The 15,257-nt window shown below is 63.9% G+C and carries 16 protein-coding genes; 9 read left to right on the plus strand and 7 right to left on the minus strand.

The genetic code is table 11. The annotated features are described in order from the left end of the window. The first annotated feature begins 333 nt into the window (after nucleotides 1-333). The 3 genes from HYR72_15460 to HYR72_15470 all read left to right on the plus strand — a co-directional run bounded on the left by HYR72_15460 (nucleotide 334) and on the right by HYR72_15470 (nucleotide 2,480). Nucleotides 334-612 (plus strand): hypothetical protein, encoded by a 279-nt coding sequence (locus HYR72_15460; protein MBI1816374.1) that lies wholly within the window; start codon nucleotides 334-336, stop codon nucleotides 610-612. Nucleotides 613-745: 133 nt separating this feature from the next. Next, nucleotides 746-1,627 carry a hypothetical protein gene (locus HYR72_15465; protein MBI1816375.1) on the plus strand — a complete coding sequence of 294 codons (882 nt, stop codon included), beginning with the start codon at nucleotides 746-748 and terminating at the stop codon, nucleotides 1,625-1,627. 73 nt (nucleotides 1,628-1,700) lie between these two features. Then, the gene (locus HYR72_15470) at nucleotides 1,701-2,480 is read left to right on the plus strand and encodes a PAC2 family protein (protein ID MBI1816376.1); all 780 of its coding nucleotides are present in this window, start codon (nucleotides 1,701-1,703) and stop codon (nucleotides 2,478-2,480) included. Between the two features lie 155 nt (nucleotides 2,481-2,635). On the opposite strand, the gene HYR72_15475 is transcribed toward HYR72_15470, so the two are convergent. After that, nucleotides 2,636-3,691 carry a right-handed parallel beta-helix repeat-containing protein gene (locus HYR72_15475; GenBank protein ID MBI1816377.1) on the minus strand — a complete coding sequence of 352 codons (1,056 nt, stop codon included), beginning with the start codon at nucleotides 3,689-3,691 and terminating at the stop codon, nucleotides 2,636-2,638. Nucleotides 3,692-3,754: 63 nt separating this feature from the next. Continuing rightward, nucleotides 3,755-4,642, minus strand: coding sequence for a LysR family transcriptional regulator (locus HYR72_15480; GenBank protein MBI1816378.1), 888 nt, complete (start codon nucleotides 4,640-4,642; stop codon nucleotides 3,755-3,757). A 155-nt stretch (nucleotides 4,643-4,797) separates the two neighbouring features. Between HYR72_15480 and HYR72_15485 the strand changes: the two genes are divergently transcribed. The 4 genes from HYR72_15485 to HYR72_15500 are packed head-to-tail and all read left to right on the plus strand — an operon-like array spanning nucleotide 4,798 to nucleotide 7,892. Continuing rightward, on the plus strand, nucleotides 4,798-5,961 hold the full coding sequence (locus HYR72_15485; protein MBI1816379.1) for an acyl-CoA dehydrogenase: 1,164 nt from the start codon (nucleotides 4,798-4,800) through the stop codon (nucleotides 5,959-5,961). Then, nucleotides 5,958-6,263 carry a hypothetical protein gene (locus HYR72_15490; protein ID MBI1816380.1) on the plus strand — a complete coding sequence of 102 codons (306 nt, stop codon included), beginning with the start codon at nucleotides 5,958-5,960 and terminating at the stop codon, nucleotides 6,261-6,263. The genes HYR72_15485 and HYR72_15490 overlap by 4 nt, the downstream gene beginning before the upstream one ends. Nucleotides 6,264-6,307: 44 nt before the next feature. Next, nucleotides 6,308-7,507 (plus strand): MFS transporter, encoded by a 1,200-nt coding sequence (locus HYR72_15495; GenBank protein ID MBI1816381.1) that lies wholly within the window; start codon nucleotides 6,308-6,310, stop codon nucleotides 7,505-7,507. Between the two features lie 28 nt (nucleotides 7,508-7,535). Then, entirely contained in the window at nucleotides 7,536-7,892 is a 357-nt protein-coding gene (locus HYR72_15500) for a VOC family protein (GenBank protein MBI1816382.1), read from the plus strand. A 73-nt stretch (nucleotides 7,893-7,965) separates the two neighbouring features. On the opposite strand, the gene HYR72_15505 is transcribed toward HYR72_15500, so the two are convergent. Genes HYR72_15505 through HYR72_15525 form a run of 5 tightly spaced genes read right to left on the minus strand, consistent with a single transcriptional unit; the run spans nucleotide 7,966 to nucleotide 12,133 of the window. Beyond that, nucleotides 7,966-8,391, minus strand: coding sequence for a hypothetical protein (locus HYR72_15505; protein MBI1816383.1), 426 nt, complete (start codon nucleotides 8,389-8,391; stop codon nucleotides 7,966-7,968). Nucleotides 8,392-8,440: 49 nt separating this feature from the next. Next, complete coding sequence (locus HYR72_15510; protein MBI1816384.1) at nucleotides 8,441-8,989, minus strand: DUF4340 domain-containing protein; 549 nt, start codon at nucleotides 8,987-8,989, stop codon at nucleotides 8,441-8,443. Next, nucleotides 8,989-10,383 carry a GldG family protein gene (locus HYR72_15515; GenBank protein MBI1816385.1) on the minus strand — a complete coding sequence of 465 codons (1,395 nt, stop codon included), beginning with the start codon at nucleotides 10,381-10,383 and terminating at the stop codon, nucleotides 8,989-8,991. The genes HYR72_15510 and HYR72_15515 overlap by 1 nt, the downstream gene beginning before the upstream one ends. Before the next feature lie 21 nt (nucleotides 10,384-10,404). Beyond that, on the minus strand, nucleotides 10,405-11,145 hold the full coding sequence (locus HYR72_15520) for an ABC transporter permease subunit (GenBank protein ID MBI1816386.1): 741 nt from the start codon (nucleotides 11,143-11,145) through the stop codon (nucleotides 10,405-10,407). Then, nucleotides 11,117-12,133, minus strand: coding sequence for an ABC transporter ATP-binding protein (locus HYR72_15525; GenBank protein MBI1816387.1), 1,017 nt, complete (start codon nucleotides 12,131-12,133; stop codon nucleotides 11,117-11,119). Before HYR72_15525 ends, HYR72_15520 begins: the two co-directional genes overlap by 29 nt. A gap of 110 nt (nucleotides 12,134-12,243) precedes the next feature. Between HYR72_15525 and HYR72_15530 the strand changes: the two genes are divergently transcribed. Further along, nucleotides 12,244-13,404, plus strand: coding sequence for a M48 family metallopeptidase (locus tag HYR72_15530; GenBank protein ID MBI1816388.1), 1,161 nt, complete (start codon nucleotides 12,244-12,246; stop codon nucleotides 13,402-13,404). A gap of 14 nt (nucleotides 13,405-13,418) precedes the next feature. Further along, nucleotides 13,419-15,257, plus strand: a complete 1,839-nt coding sequence (locus tag HYR72_15535; protein MBI1816389.1) for an exo-alpha-sialidase — start codon at nucleotides 13,419-13,421, stop codon at nucleotides 15,255-15,257.

The raw sequence follows: 15,257 nt of genomic DNA on the forward strand, positions 1-15,257 counted from the left end.
GGTCACGACAGCGAGCGGCGCGGCGCCGACGCGCTGCACCGTGGTGGTCACCGCCACGGCGGCCGGCACCGACACCGGCGCGCATCACGCCACCACCCTCACTCTCGAAGTGAGCGATCACAACGACTTCTGAAGACAACACGACGGCATTGCCTTCGTTCCGTTGAGCGCGATCACGAACCGCCGACCAACACAATTGGCGGCGATGTTCCTTGGAAGTGGGTATTGACGTGCGTGTCGGGCGGGCGGACAATCGTCGCAAATCACACGATCAATTGCACGTGCGCGGCGGAGAGGAGAGGAGGCGGGTGCAGCAACACTGGGGAGTTCGGCATGAAGGGAGTGGCGCGAATTTCGTTTCAGGGCGGCGCGCTCCTGGTTCCAGCTCGAACCCGCTACGACCATGAGATCGCTTTCGAGCACGCGACCACCTACGCGCGTCGCCACGGTACGGCGCGGTTGGACTTGGATCGCAAGCAGTTCACCATCAATTCGGTGAACGACGGCGCGCGCCGCCTGTGCGCGGTGTGCGCGCATCCGCTCGATACGCTCACCTACGCGCTTGGCGGGCGCGAGCTGTGCCTCTATTGCGCGCGCCGCAACGCCATCTGATCGAAGGACTGTCGGGACGCGGTTCGCAGCGAACGCGAGTCACGAACACGAATCTCGCCTCGGCCCTTGTTCTCGGCGTCGGTTTCGGCACAATACCCGTCGCCATGCCCAGCCTGCCGGAGCCCGCACGCCGATGGACGAGGACCGCGCCAAACGGGCGCTGATCCGCGCGCTGCGGACCATCCTCTTGCCGCTGGTGCGCCAACTCGTCGCGCACGGCCTGACGTTTCCCGCCTTCGGCCGCATCGCTAAGGAAGTCTACATCGAGGTTGGCACGCAGCACTTCGCGCTGCCCTTCAAGAAGCAGACGGACAGTCGCGTGGCGCTGGTGACCGGCATCACCCGCAAGGAGATCGGCCAGATTCGCCGCGGTCAGACGCCGTTGCCGAGCGAAACGGCGCAATTGAGCTACGGGCTTGCCACCCGCGTGATAGGGCGCTGGGTGGCGGAGCCCCCTTACCTCGCGGCCGATCGCGCACCGCGCGATCTCCCCTGGGACAACCCGGGCACGGGCGTGTCGTTTACCGGTCTCGTCGCCGAGATCGGGGGCGACATTCCGCCGCGCGCCGTGCTCGATGAGTTGATCCGAGTCGGGGCCGTTGAGCTGCTGGCCGGCGGCACCATCCGCCTGGTGCAGCCCGGCTATATTCCGGCGCAAGGCACCGAGGAGAAGTTGGCCATCCTCGGTGCCGATGTCGCCGAGTTGATCGCGGCGATCACCCACAACATCGAACACGCCCCGGCCGACGCGTTCCTGCAGCGCAAAGTCTACTACGACAACATCGGCGCCGCGGCGCTGCCCGAACTGCGCCAACACGTGCGCAGCGCCGGCGGGGAGTTCACCCAGACGATCAACACGCTGTTGGCTACCTTCGATCGCGACCGCAATCCGACCGCGCCGGGCGGCGCCCGGCGGCGCGTCGTGGTCGGCGTCTACTATCTCGACGAAGAGTACGAACCGCCTCCATCAAAACCCGAGGTCATCGCGAATCCCACCGCACGGCGCCGACGGTGACCTCCGCTCGCGTGTAAACGCGGCAACGACGGCGCGCTTTGCTCCGCACTCGGTTTGTGCGAAGCTTCGGGTCGTGGATGCGTTGAGTTTCACGACTCGGCCGACGTTGCGTCAGCCCGCGCTGATCTTGGCATTCGCGGGTTGGAACGATGCCGGGCAGGCGGCGACCGCTGCGCTCCGCTATCTCGCCGAGCAGTTCGATGCCCACCCGCTCGCCACCATCGATCCCGACGAATTTTACGACTTCACCGTGATGCGGCCGCAGGTGCGTCTGATCGAAGGTATACATCGCGAGGTGAACTGGACCACGAACGAGTTTCACTTCACCGCGAATGCCGCGCTCGAACGGGACCTGATCTTCGGCTGGGGCCCCGAGCCGCACCTCAAATGGAAAACGTTCTGCGTCACGGTGCTGCGCCTCGCCCGCGAGTGCGGTGCCGAAATGGTGGTGACGCTCGGCGGCTTTCTTGCCGAGGTCCTGTACTCGCGCCCGGTGCCGGTGTCGGGCTTCGCCTCCGATCCGGTGCTATTGAAAAAACTCGACGTGACGTCGACCCGATACGAGGGTCCCACTGGAATCGTTGGCGTTCTCGGTGACGCCTGTCGCCGCGACGGACTCCCGCACGTCAGCCTGTGGGCGGCGCTGCCGCATTACATCGCGGCCATACCCAATCCGCGCGGCGCGCTCGCGCTGCTGATGCGGCTCACGTCGTTTCTCAGCATCCCCGCCGATCTCGCCCCACTGCAGGCGACGGCGGCGGCATTCGAAGAAAAAGTGAACGAAGCCGTCGCCGACGATCCCAAACTCTCCGCCTACATCCGTGAACTCAAGAAGCGCGAGTTCGCGAACTGATCGTGCTGCGAGGAAGGATGGAAGAGGTTACGACGGATTGAACGGATTAGACAGATTGAGCGAATTGGAGAGAAGTCAGAAGTTCAGAAACATTCCCCGGAAAATTCGCTTAATCCGTCGAATCCGCTAAATCCGCTGTACTCTTCTTCTCCGCGCTATTGCGGCAAGAAGTGGTAACCGAGATCGAGCGGACCGATGTCGGCGTCGACCCGAGTGGTCGTGCGCTCGTGCAGGCGATCCAGTTCGCCGGACGGAAGATTCAGATCGAAGCCCTTATCGATGGTCGGGCTCGATCCGCTGACGTGGTAGTCGCCGCCGCCTTGGTTGACGAACTGCGCGTCGGTGACCAAGACATGTCCGCCATGCGGCAAGTTGTCCGGGCGGAACGTTGGCGGAAACACCAGGTCGAAGTCTTCGTCGTAGCCCACTTCGCTGCGCGGCACACTCGCCGGCGGCGGGGTGTAGACGCGGATGTTGGAATCGCCGCCATTGTTCTGCACGATGTTATTGCGCAACATGGCGCCGGGCGACCCGGCCTGCGTGTTGCCGATGGTGATGCCGCGGGTGCCGTTGTCGACGACGGTGTTGTTGAAGATGCGCACGTCGTGCGACCCCGACCCCTGACCCACGATCCCGAGGCCGAGCCCGCCGTTGGCGTAGATGAGGTTGTTCAGAATCAGCACACTCCGCGAGTCTTGCACGCGGATGCCGTCGCCGGAGTTGTTGAAGACCGTACAGTGCTCGATCGTCAGATCATGGCTGCCGCTCTTGATGACGATGCCACCGTCGCTGCCGTGCGTGATGGTGAAGCCGTCGATCAACGTCCCCGGCGATTTCGAGATGCGAAACCCGGCGCCGACGCGCGACCCGGCCGCATCGATGACGACGGGGCCGGGACCATCGCCGGTCTGGGCGCCCGACTCGTCGGCAATGAACCTGAGCGCCTGTGCCGGGTTGCCGGTGCGATCGGTGGTGACGCCTTCGCGATAGGTGCCGGTGCCGACGATGATCGTGTAGCCGTCGCGAGCGATGAGTGCGGCTTTCGAAATGGTGCGCAGCGCGGTGGTGGGATCGGTGCCGGTGTTGGTGTCGTTGCCGCTGACGCGAACGTAAAGTGGATTTGGCGGTGGTGGGGTCGGCGGGGCGCTACTGCCGCCGCCACCGCAGCCAACCATCAGCGAGCCCATCAACGCAGCCAGAGAGCGCTTCATGCGTGGTCCCTAACATCGCCTCCGCGGTTTGACCAGCGAGAAATGCGACGACACCAGTTGGCGCTAGCGCAAATCTTGTCGATGCAGGATTTCGATGAACTTGACCGCCGCCGGAGAAAGGTGGCGGTTCTTCTTGTGAATGATGCCGACCGGCCGTAGCAGCGTCGCTTCGTTCAACTGCACCGCTTTGAGCGTGCCGTGCTCGAGTTCGTGCCGGATGGCCGCGAGCGGAATGATCGCAGCGCCTTGGCCGATCTCGACCGCCCGCTTGATGGTTTCGATGTTGTCGAACTCACCGGTGAGGTTCACCGTGACTTGATGCTCGCGCAGCAGCTGATCGGTGGCCTTGCGCGTCGGAATGTCCTGCTCGTAGGCCACGAAGTTTTGCCCGTTCAGCTTGCTGATGCTGACCTTCTTGAGCGTAGCGAAAGCGTGATCCGGCGGGCAGGCGAGCACCATCCGGTCCTCGCGCCACGGCAGGTTGGTGACCTGCGGATGCTTCTGCGGGTAGGCCACGATGCCAAGGTCGATCTGGCCCGCGATCACGCTGTCGTAGATCTTGTTCGGCCGCGCGTACTCGACGTGGACGTTCACCTGCGGGTACGTGCGCATGTACTCCTTCAGATGCGGCGGCAGTTCGTGCAGGCCAACGCTGTAGACGATGGCCACCCGCAGATTGCCGGCGACCACGTTCCCGGTCTCTTGGAGTTGCGCTTCGATCTCTTGGTACTTCTCCAGAATCTCGCGGCTGACGCGGTACAGAATTTCTCCCGCGGGCGTCGGCTTGGCGCCATGGCGGCTGCGTTCGAGCAGCGTACACTGGTAGCGTGACTCCAGCGCGCGGAGCTGCTGGCTCACCGCCGACTGCGTGATGTAGTTCTGCGACGCTGCGGCGGAGAAGCTGCCGGTCTCCACGACGTCGCAGAACACACGCAAGGTTTCGATGTGCATGGATCACAGGTTAGAGCAGCACGAAGCGAAGTCAAGAAGGGTTACTAATCCTCACGCTGTGCGCGCGAGGACCGCAACCGCACGCCACCATTGTGTGTCTACCGGCCGGCCAGTAACATGCGGCGCATTCTCGAAGGAAGAAGGGGAGCCGTTGCATGAAGCCATTTGTCGGCGTGGACTACTACGACGTGGACGCGCTGCTCAGCGATGAAGCGAAGATGATTCGTCAGAGCGTGCGCGACTTCGTCGAGCGCGAAGCGCAACCGATCATCGAGGAACACCACGCGCGCGAGGAATTTCCGCGCCATCTGATTCCGCGCATGGGCGAGCTCGGGATGTTCGGCGCCAATATCAAGGGCTACGGCTGCGCCGGTCTCAGCAACATCGCGTACGGTTTGATCTGCCAAGAGATGGAACGCTGCGACAGTGGGCTGCGCTCGATGGTGTCGGTGCAAGGTTCGCTCGCCATGCACGGCATCCACGCGTTCGGCTCTGAGGCGCAGAAGGAACGCTGGCTGCCGCAGATGGCCGCCGGCACGGCGATCGGCTGCTTCGGTTTGACCGAGCCCGACCACGGGTCTGATCCGGGCGGCATGACCACGCGCGCGCGCGCCGATGGCAATCACTTCATCCTCTCGGGCGTGAAGCGCTGGATCACCAACGGCAGCATCGCCGACGTCGCCATCGTGTGGGCGAAGACCACCGACGGCATTCGCGGCTTCTTGGTCGAGAAGGGCATGCCCGGCTACACCACGTCCGACATCAAGGGAAAATTTTCGCTGCGTGCCTCGATCACTTCCGAGTTGGTGCTCGACGATGTGCGGGTGCCGCGCGACAGTCTGCTGAACGTCACCGGACTGAAGGGTCCGTTTTCGTGCCTCAACCAGGCGCGCTACGGCATCGTCTGGGGCGCGATGGGTGCGGCCATGGCCTGCTATCACACCGCACTCGACTACGCGCAGTCGCGCACGCAATTCGATCGCCCGCTGGCCGGCTTCCAGTTGGTGCAGCAGAAGCTCGTCCACATGGTGACGGAGATTACCAAGGGCCAACTGCTGGCGCTGCGGCTGGGGCAACTCAAGGACGCCGGAACATTTCGTCCCGAGCAGGTCTCGCTCGCCAAGCGTAACAACGTTGGCAACGCACTCGACATCGCCCGCCTCGCCCGCGATATCCTTGGCGCCAACGGCATCGTCAACGAGTATCCGGTGATCCGCCATATGATGAACCTCGAAACCGTCAATACCTACGAGGGGACCTACGACATGCACACGCTGATCATCGGCCGCGACATCACCGGGCACGACGCGGTGCGATGAAGCGCGCGGGGCGGACCCAGACGGCGTTGCTGTCCGTGAAGTCGCAGCGCTGGCTGCAAGCGGCTGGAATCGAAAAAGCGCTCGCCGCCGGCGACACGATCGTTCCGGTCGGCCGCACGTATCGGTTGCGCGATGGACAACTCGCCACGCTCGCGTTCATTCGCGACGACGAAGCGCGCCTCTGCGTCGGCTACGCCGTCGACGAAGGCGAGTGGGTGATGGTGGAGTCCGAGCCGTTCAGCGCCCGCACGCTGGGCTACTACGAACGCTGGCTGAAACGGCACCGGGAGCTGGGCGCGTGACCCCTGGCTCGCGGCGCGAATCGACGGCGGCCGCTCCGCTCGCTATCGACGGACACCGCAATGCGCTGCTGGCCGGCTTCCTCGGCTGGACGCTCGATGCATTCGATTTTTTTCTCGTCGTCTTTTCGCTCACCGCAATCGCGAAGGAGTTCAACAAGTCCGACGCCGACATCGCGCTCTCGATCACGCTAACGCTGGCGTTTCGGCCGGTGGGTGCGTTCATCTTCGGGCTGATGGCCGATCGCTATGGGCGGCGCATCCCGTTGATGATCGATCTCGTCTTCTACTCGGTGATCGAAGTGCTCTCGGGGCTGGCGCCGAACTACGCGACGTTCCTGGTGCTGCGCGCGCTGTTCGGCATCGGCATGGGTGGCGAGTGGGGCGTGGGCGCGTCGTTGGCGATGGAGAAGGCGCCGTCGCGCCGCCGCGGCATGCTGTCGGGGTTGCTGCAGGAGGGCTACGCCGCGGGCTATCTGCTGGCGGCGATCGCGTACTTCACGGTGTTTCCGCGTTGGGGCTGGCGTCCGCTGTTTTTCATCGGCGGCTTGCCCGCGCTGCTGGCGTTGTTCGTGCGCGCGCGCGTGAAGGAGTCGGAGGTGTGGGAGCGGACGCGCCACGAAAGTTGGAACCAACTCGCCCGCGCGATCGCGTCGAATTGGAAGCTGTTTGGCTACATCACGATGTTCATCGCGATCATGAGCTGTGTGTCGCACGGCACGCAGGACATGTACCCGACTTTTTTGCAACGCGAGTGGGGCTTCACGCCGACCGGGCGGGCGGCGCTGACGGCGTTCTCGATGGTCGGCGCCATAATTGGCGGCGTGCTGTTCGGGCACTTCTCCGATCGCATCGGGCGGCGGCGCGCGATCGTGATGGCGTTGATCGGCGCGGTGCTGATCACGCCGCTGTGGGCCTTCGCGCCGTCGTTGCCGCTGCTGGTCGCGGGGGCCTTCGCGATGCAGTTCATGGTGCAAGGGGCGTGGGGGGTGATTCCGGCTCAGCTCACGGAGTTGTCGCCCGACAGCGTACGCGGCTTCCTGCCTGGCTTCGCCTATCAATGCGGGGTGCTGCTCGCGAGTGGCATCGTCTACATCGAAGCGCTGTACGCCGCGCGCACCAGCTACGCGACGTCGATGGCCCTCACCGCGGTGACGGTCTTTGTCCTCGGCGCGATTGTCGCCGCGCTCGGGCGCGAGCGGCGCGGGGTGGAGTTTGGTGCCGCGCCCAGTGCGGATTTCTCGTGAGAAGTGTTGCTGTGGTAGGAACTAACGCATGAAGAACCCCGTACTGCACCACGCCTCGATCTGCGTTGCCGATGTCGCGCGCGCGCGCGAGTTCTACGAGACGGTTCTCGGCTTTGCGCCGATTCCGCGGCCGGACTTTGGCTTTCCCGGAATGTGGTATGGACTCGGCGAGGGACAACTACACTTGATCCAGCGCGACCAGCGATCACCAGCGCCGGCGCGCATCAATCCGAGCGATCCACATTTCGCCGTCACCGTCGACGTGCCCGGGATGCGCGCGAAGCTGAAGGACTTGGGCCTCGACGTGCTCGACGCCGGCGATCAGATGTGGGTGCTCGACCCCGACGGCAACACCGTCGAGCTGCGGCAAGACCCGACGTCGTGAGTCGTGCTCGTGGCTCGTGCTCGTAGGATTCTCAACCGACCACGACTCACGAGCACGAGCCACGAGCACGACCTCACCACTTCATCTCCACCACCACAACTCGGTGGCTGACGAACTCGGGGGTTTCCTCTTTGACAAAACTGCAACGAAAGTTGTCGGTCGCGCCCGGCGCGATCGGGGCGGGCTTCAGCTTGGCGAGTTTCTCGTCGAGCGTGCCGGTGAGCGTGTCGTCGGAGAGCTTGTCGGCTTGGTAGTTGTACAGATCGGTGCTCGTGACGACCGTGCCGGTCTTGTCGAGCAGCTCGGCTCTGAGGCGCACGACCCGCGCCGGTGTGCTGCTCGCGTTCTTCACCTTGCCGACAATGTTGAAGAACGTCGAACCGTAACCTGACTCCCATTTCCCGTTCTGCTCGACAATCTGAATCTCATCGGCCGCGCGACCAATGCCGCCCAACGCGATCAACACCGCGATGCCGACCGCGCAGCGTGTGAAGCGCATCTTGCCCCTCCGCTTCACGAGTCACGACTCACGAGTCACGACCACGACTTCACGATCCGCCGAGCGCCTTGAACGCCTTGTCGAACTCCCAGAGGATGAGCGCGCCGGCGAGGACGACATCGCCACTGCGGCCAATGCGGACGTACGCACCAGTGGCGGGCGGATTGCGATCGCCGAGCAGCACCAACACCGGCTCGCCCGTGATTGGGCGCAGCTCGATCTCGCCTTGCGGGGAGTCGAGGCCGTACTCGTGCAGTTGGGCGGGGCCCGCTTCGAGGCGCATCAACTCGCCGAGCTGCGCCAAGCTATCGAGAAAGTCGGGAATCAGATTCGGCGTCGGCGCCCCCGACCAAATGGTGCCGATGCGCGTGGTGATCAAGCGCTTGCCGCCGCGCACCAGCGTCACCATTTGAATGTCGGCCGGGATGAAGTTCACCAAACGCGCCGTGGGATTGTTCGGATCAATTTCGCGCGGCTCACCGAGCAGCGTCCCTGCCGAAGCGCGCGGGTCGTCGGGCGGCGCGCCTTCATACACCAGCCAGGCAGCGCCGAGCGCAACCAACAGCGCCAGGGCAATCGTGCCGCGCGCACCCATCATCAGGTTCCGCCGCGCCGCCGGCGGCGCATGGTGACGAGGACACCGGCGAGCAGCAACACACCGGGTTGCACCAGCACCGCGCTGGTGAAGATCTGCCGTCCCTGCTCGGCGGTCAGATAAATCGGCGAGATGCTCCCCTTCTGGAGGCCCTTGCGGCGCACCGCGACGAGATCTTCGTCTTCAGCAAGCACGGCGATCGTGCTCATGAAGAGATCCTTGTTGCCCATCAGGTTGAGGTAGAAGTTGCTGGCGAAGTCGGAGTCGCCGAAGACCGCGACGCGGCCGGTCGCGGGGGTTTCGCCGTCGGGTTTGCCCTGCACGTTCGCGATCACGGCGACCGGCAGCGGGCCGTTCTTGTCGACATCGGGGCGGAAGTGGACCGCGCCGGCCGGTGGCTGCTCGGTACCTTCGCGCGCCCAGCTATCGGGCCCGGACATGGCGATCAACGACACGACAACCCCGTCGCGATGTTCGTCCACCGGTTCGACCGTCCGCGTGAGTGGGAACACCGCGGCGGTTTCGAGATTGCGACGGAAGGTCGCTTCATCGAAGATCGGCACGCGCGGCATGAAGCTGTCAGAACCATAGAAGCGATTGCGTTCGTCGACAATCAGATCGTTGCCCGGCTTGACGTTGAAGCGGGCCAGCATCGCGACGAACGACGCCGAGGCGTCGGGATCGACCAGCACGAACAGGTGTCCACCCGCGTGCACGTAGGCGTCCAACTGATCGGCTTCACCTGCGAACAACTCTCGAGTCGGGCCGGGAGAAATGACGATGGTGCAATCCGGTGGCACACCGGTGGGGGGGAGCCGTTCGATCGCGCGGATCGAATAGTTCTCGCGTTCGAGCGCCTTCGCCACTTCGCTGTAGCCGCGCCGCTCGGTGGCTTGGCTCACCGAGTGTTCGCCGTGGCCGGTGAGGAAACACAGCGTCCGTTGCCCCTGCACGGTCATCTTGAGGAGCGCGTTGGTCAACTCCATCTCATCGAGGTTGCTGAGCGGCACCGTGCGGCCGTCGGCCTCGATCACGCCGGTGTTGTAGCTGGCCACGTTGTACTTCTTGGCCAATCCCGGGCTGCGATCGAGATCATGCAGACTGTAGCCGATGCTCGGATTGACGCGATTGAACTGTTCGAGCACGTCTTCGACCTGCCGTCGCATGCCGCCTTCTTGGGTGTTGTAGAAGCCGTAGACTTTGACCGGCTGCGTCACCTTGCGAGCGATCTTAATCGCCTGATCGGAGAGCACGAAGCTTTGCGTCGGGGTGAGATCGAAACGCTGATTGTGGCGTTCGGCCAGGACCACGACAATGCCGCAGAAGGTCAGGGCGAGCGCCACCTGCAGCACGACGAGTGCCGCGTGGCGCGAAGCGTGACCAAACAGACGCGGCATTGCCATCTCAGTTCACGCCGCTCAGTTCACTCCGCGCCAGGCGCGCGCGCCGAGCGATTGCAAGGTGAGAAACAGAAACAGCGCGGTGAAGAGCCCGAAGAACACCACGTCGCGGGTGTCGATGACCCCGCGCGAGAAGTTGAAAAACCGATCGAACAGCGACAGCCGCAACAGCGCGCGCACGATTTGTTGATCGGCCACTTCCTCGTTCCAGGTGACGAACCAGAAAAATACCAGGATGCCATAGGTGACCATCGCGCTCACCACTTGATTCTCCGTGAGCGACGAGACGAACAAGCCGCAGGCGATGAACGCGCTGCCAAGCAGGAAGATGCCGAGATACGCCGACGCCAGCGGACCGAGATCGAACTGGTAGAATTGGTAGAAGATCAACGGATTGATCATCGTCGGCAGCAGCATGATCAGAAAGAACACCCAGGCCGCGAGGAACTTGCCCATCACGATCGCACTGTCGCTGATCGGATAGGTCCACAGCAACTCGATCGTGCCGAGTTTCTTTTCCTCCGCAAACAGCCGCATGGTCACCAGCGGCAGGACCAGCATCGTGCACAGGCGCATGTCGAGGAAGACGAACTGCCACAGCCCGGTGGGCAGGACGTAGCCGCCAAACAGGATGAAGTAGATCAGGTCGCTGTAGAAGAAGTACCCGCTCAACAGCAGAAACACCGCCAACAATGCGTAGGCGATGAACGAGCCGAAGTACGAGCGCAGCTCACGCCGACAGATGACGAAGGCTTTCATCGGGGGCAGACGGATTGGCGGTGGGAGGCGGCGCCGAGTTGCCGCCAGGGTTGGCTACCATGGTCAGGAAGATGTCCTCGAGCGAGAGCGTCAGCGGCCGGAGTTCGCGCAGCCCCCAGCCGCCAGCGGTGACGGCAGCAGCGATATCCGCGCGCAGATCGCGATCCTTCGCTGTGCTGATGCGCAGTGCTGTGGCCCCGTCGCTCGGGTGCAGCGCCGGAACCGCCGAATCGATGCGCAGAACTCCCGGGATTTTCTGCAGACGACTGGTGATTGCGGCTTCGGGGCCGATCGCTTCGAGATGGATTTCTGAAGTCTGCCGCAGCCGTTGGTTGAGATTGCGCGGCGTGTCGACGGCGAGTACGCGGCCCTTGTTGATGATGATGACGCGGTCGCAGGTGGCTTCCACCTCCGACAGGATGTGGGTCGACAGGATGACCGTTCGTTCGCCATGCAGACCGCGAATCAGCGTGCGCATCTCGGCGACTTGCTCGGGATCGAGTCCCGAGGTCGGCTCGTCGAGGATCAACACTCTGGGCGAACCGATGAGCGCCTGCGCGATGCCAACGCGTTGGCGATACCCCTTCGACAAGGTGCCGATGAGGCGATGCTGCATGTGAGCGACCGCGCAGCTCTGCATCACCGCGTCGCACTGCCGGCGCGACTCGGCGCGCGGCAGATCCTTCATCTCGGCCACGTACGCCAGATATCCGCGCACGGTCATGTCGGTGTAGATCGACACGCGCTCGGGGAAGTAGCCGACCACGCTACGCGCCCGCCGCGCGTCGGCCACAACGTTATAGCCCGCCACCGTGGCGCGACCGCTGGTGGGAGGGAAGACGCCCGCCAGGATGCGCATCGTGGTGCTCTTGCCGGCACCATTGGGACCGAGGAAGCCGACGATCTCGCCGCGCGCGACTTCGAACGACACGTCGGCGATGGCGGTGAACGCACCGAACTGCTTGGTCAACCCTTCGGCTTGGATCATCAATGGTGTCCCAACGACGCCCAGAACTATTGCCCATGGTCGGCGTTGTCAATGTTCGCAGACTGCATACAATGGTCCCCATGCGGATACGCAAGCCCAACCCTCTCTGGATGGTCTCGCTATTGATAGCCACCGCGTTCGGCTGCGCGACCGTCCCGTACACCAACCGCTCGCAGTTGCTGACGGTATCGGAAGCGGAGGAAACGCAGCTCGGCATCGGTGCCTATAAGGAAGTGCTGCGCAAGGAGGTATTGGTGCAGGATCCGGCGGTGGTCGGCCTCGTGCGCCGCGTCGGCGAGCGCATAGCCCAGGCCGCCGACAAGCCGAAGTACCAGTGGGAGTTCGCCGTTATCGACGATGACAGCATGATCAACGCCTTTGCGCTGCCCGGCGGCAAGGTGGCGGTGTATACGGGCCTCTTCCCCGTCGCCCAAGACGAGGCGGGTCTGGCTGCGGTGATGGGACACGAAGTGGCGCATGCGCTCGCGCATCACGGTGCGGAGCGGATGAGCCAGGGGCAATTGGCGCAACTCGGCGGCGTCGCGCTCGCGATTGGTCTCGGTGCCGCCGGCGCCGGCCGGTTCACCGGCGACATGGCGATGCAAGCCTACGGGTTGGGCGCGCAGGTCGGCATCCTGCTGCCCTACAGCCGCGCGCAAGAGTCCGAAGCCGATCACATTGGCCTCATTTTGATGGCGAAAGCCGGCTACGATCCGGAGGCGGCTCTCGGATTGTGGCAGCGCATGGAGAACTTGAACGAAAAGGCGCCGGTGGAATTTCTTTCAACCCATCCGAGTCCCGGCACGCGACAACAAGACATCCGGCGCTGGTTGCCGGAAGCGCAGGGCTACTATCACGCTGATCCGAACCTCGTCATCGCGAAGCTGCCGTCAGTCGCCGAACTGGAAGCCAGCACCGATCGCGGTGAAGCGGCGTTCACGCGCTATGCTCGCACCATCAATGAGAAAGCGCGCGGAGTGCGGGGCGAACGGGTGCTAACCGTGGCCGTGGCGAAGACGATGGAGGTTGATCCGGTGATCATCGAGCAGCGCCAGCGCGAGTCCGGATTGAGCTTCGGCGACGTGGCGGTCGCCAGCGCGTTGTCCAAGGCGGGGGGCGGCGCGTTTGACGACGTGATCGCCGCGCGCAAACAGGGACAAAAGTGGTCGGCTGTGGCCAAGGACAACGACCAGATCATCAAAGATGCACTCGGCCTGTTGCGTTCCGCGCTGGTCGAAGCCCGCAGCCTCGCACGTAACCTCCGAGGTTGAGCGGAAGGAGAGTTATGAAGACCATCGCGCGTATCCTGAGATTGGTGGTCGTGCTGGTGCTGCTCGTGGTGAGTGCCCTGAGCGTAGGGCCTCGCCACCTGAGTTCGACCCCGAGTGCCAACAACGTGGTCGCGCGTGAAATGCGCCTGACGCGCGGACTCGAAGCGCGCCCGCACCACTTGCGCGCGCTCTCGTCTGGCGTGCGCTACGCCGCGCTGCAGGCCGCCGGCGACCTCACGCGGCGCGCGGCGCAAGCCCCCGCCCAGGGGCTCAGTGTCACGGCTGACTTGTTGCTGCCACCGTCCGGCCCCGCGACGGTGGGCTGTGCGAAGACGCTCGACACGACGAACGTCCGCGTGAACCAAGACTGCACGCGCCGGCGGCAAGCCGAAGAAGTGATCGCCATCAACCCGACGAACGCGATGAATCTCGTCGCCGGCCAGAACGACAGCCGCCTCGGGTTCAATCACTGCGGCTTCGATTGGTCCTTCGACGGGGGGCGCACATGGGGAGACCTGGTGCCGCCGTTCTATGAGTTCGTGATGGGCGACGGGCATACGGCCGACGCGTGCTCGGATCCGTCGGCGACCTTCGATCGCGATGGCAACGCCTATATCAGCGGTATCCTGTTCGACATCAGCACACCCGTCAGTGCGATCGTGGTCGCCAAATCGCGCAAGAACATCGGCGGTCGATTCTTCCACTCCCCCGCGGCGTCGCCGTTTCAGCTGTACGAAACGCTTCCGTTGGGCATCGTCGTCAACGACAACGATGCCGCGATCTTCAACGACAAGCAGTTCATCGTCGCCGACGCGAGCAAGAGCAGTCCGAAAGTTGGCAACGTTTACGCCGCCTGGACCCGCTTTCGTTCGGCGACTGGCGTCGGCGTCGATGCGGATAGTCCGATCTTCTTCAGCCAATCGACCGACGGCGGCGCGACGTGGTCGGCGGGCATCGAAATCAGCGGCGCGAACAGTGCGATCTGCACAGTCGGCAGCGGCGAGACCGACATGGACGCGTGTGATCAGGATCAGGGGCCACATCCGATCGTCGGGATGGACGGAGCGGTGTACGTCACGTTCTCGAACAGCAACACTCCCGATGTCGGCCTCAACCAATTTGCCATCGTCTCGTGTCCGCCATCGGCCGACTGTAGTCAGATGGCGAACTGGAGCACGCCGGTGAAGATTGCCGACGACTTTGCGCTGCAGCCGATCGGGCCTGATCCCGTCACCGGGTGTGAAGCTGACTCACAGTGTTTGCCGCCGAACGGTTATCGCGTCAACGATGACACGTCGGGCTCGCTCTCAATCGATCGGATGGGCAATCTCTACTTCGCCTGGGCAGATTTCCGCCATGGCGGCGGCAGCTGCACACCGCTGGGTGACGCCGCGAGCGTGAGCGGCCCGTGCAACAACGATGTGTTCTATGCCTTCTCGACCGACGGTGGGGGCACCTGGAGCCCGGCGATCAACGTGACGCCCTCGTCGCGCTTCGGTCATTCAGCGCAATGGCAACCGTGGAGTTCTATTTCGCCAGGCGGTGGCAAGCTGTGGGTTGCGTACTACGACCGCTCGTATGGTCTGTGCGAGCAAACCGGGTGCAACGACATCACATTGGCCAAGGTGCAGAATCCGGCGTCCGCAACGCGCGCGCTCAGCTACACGCGGCTGACCGCCGAATCGATGCCGAATCTCACTCCGGCCAACAACCCGATCGAAGCCGGCTTCCTTGGTGACTACATGTGGGTGACGGTGGACAAGCACGGCCGCCCCTACGTGGTGTGGAGCGATACTCGCGGCCGCAACAACACCGTCGAGGAAGACGTGTACTTCCACCTCCCCACCGGCTGA

Source organism: Deltaproteobacteria bacterium, from assembly GCA_016178705.1.
Taxonomy (GTDB): domain Bacteria; phylum Desulfobacterota; class Binatia; order HRBIN30; family JACQVA1; genus JACOST01.

Bases quoted from the DNA above. Each gene is read 5' to 3' on its own strand.
- HYR72_15475 (MBI1816377.1), bottom strand. From the start codon at position 3,691: ATGAAGCGCTCTCTGGCTGCGTTGATGGGCTCGCTGATGGTTGGCTGC.
- HYR72_15465 (MBI1816375.1), top strand. From the start codon at position 746: ATGGACGAGGACCGCGCCAAACGGGCGCTGATCCGCGCGCTGCGGACC.
- HYR72_15500 (MBI1816382.1), top strand. From the start codon at position 7,536: ATGAAGAACCCCGTACTGCACCACGCCTCGATCTGCGTTGCCGATGTC.
- HYR72_15530 (MBI1816388.1), top strand. From the start codon at position 12,244: ATGGTCTCGCTATTGATAGCCACCGCGTTCGGCTGCGCGACCGTCCCG.
- HYR72_15490 (MBI1816380.1), top strand. From the start codon at position 5,958: ATGAAGCGCGCGGGGCGGACCCAGACGGCGTTGCTGTCCGTGAAGTCG.
- HYR72_15510 (MBI1816384.1), bottom strand. From the start codon at position 8,989: ATGATGGGTGCGCGCGGCACGATTGCCCTGGCGCTGTTGGTTGCGCTC.
- HYR72_15515 (MBI1816385.1), bottom strand. From the start codon at position 10,383: ATGCCGCGTCTGTTTGGTCACGCTTCGCGCCACGCGGCACTCGTCGTG.
- HYR72_15525 (MBI1816387.1), bottom strand. From the start codon at position 12,133: ATGATCCAAGCCGAAGGGTTGACCAAGCAGTTCGGTGCGTTCACCGCC.
- HYR72_15485 (MBI1816379.1), top strand. From the start codon at position 4,798: ATGAAGCCATTTGTCGGCGTGGACTACTACGACGTGGACGCGCTGCTC.
- HYR72_15520 (MBI1816386.1), bottom strand. From the start codon at position 11,145: ATGAAAGCCTTCGTCATCTGTCGGCGTGAGCTGCGCTCGTACTTCGGC.
- HYR72_15535 (MBI1816389.1), top strand. From the start codon at position 13,419: ATGAAGACCATCGCGCGTATCCTGAGATTGGTGGTCGTGCTGGTGCTG.
- HYR72_15480 (MBI1816378.1), bottom strand. From the start codon at position 4,642: ATGCACATCGAAACCTTGCGTGTGTTCTGCGACGTCGTGGAGACCGGC.
- HYR72_15505 (MBI1816383.1), bottom strand. From the start codon at position 8,391: ATGCGCTTCACACGCTGCGCGGTCGGCATCGCGGTGTTGATCGCGTTG.
- HYR72_15460 (MBI1816374.1), top strand. From the start codon at position 334: ATGAAGGGAGTGGCGCGAATTTCGTTTCAGGGCGGCGCGCTCCTGGTT.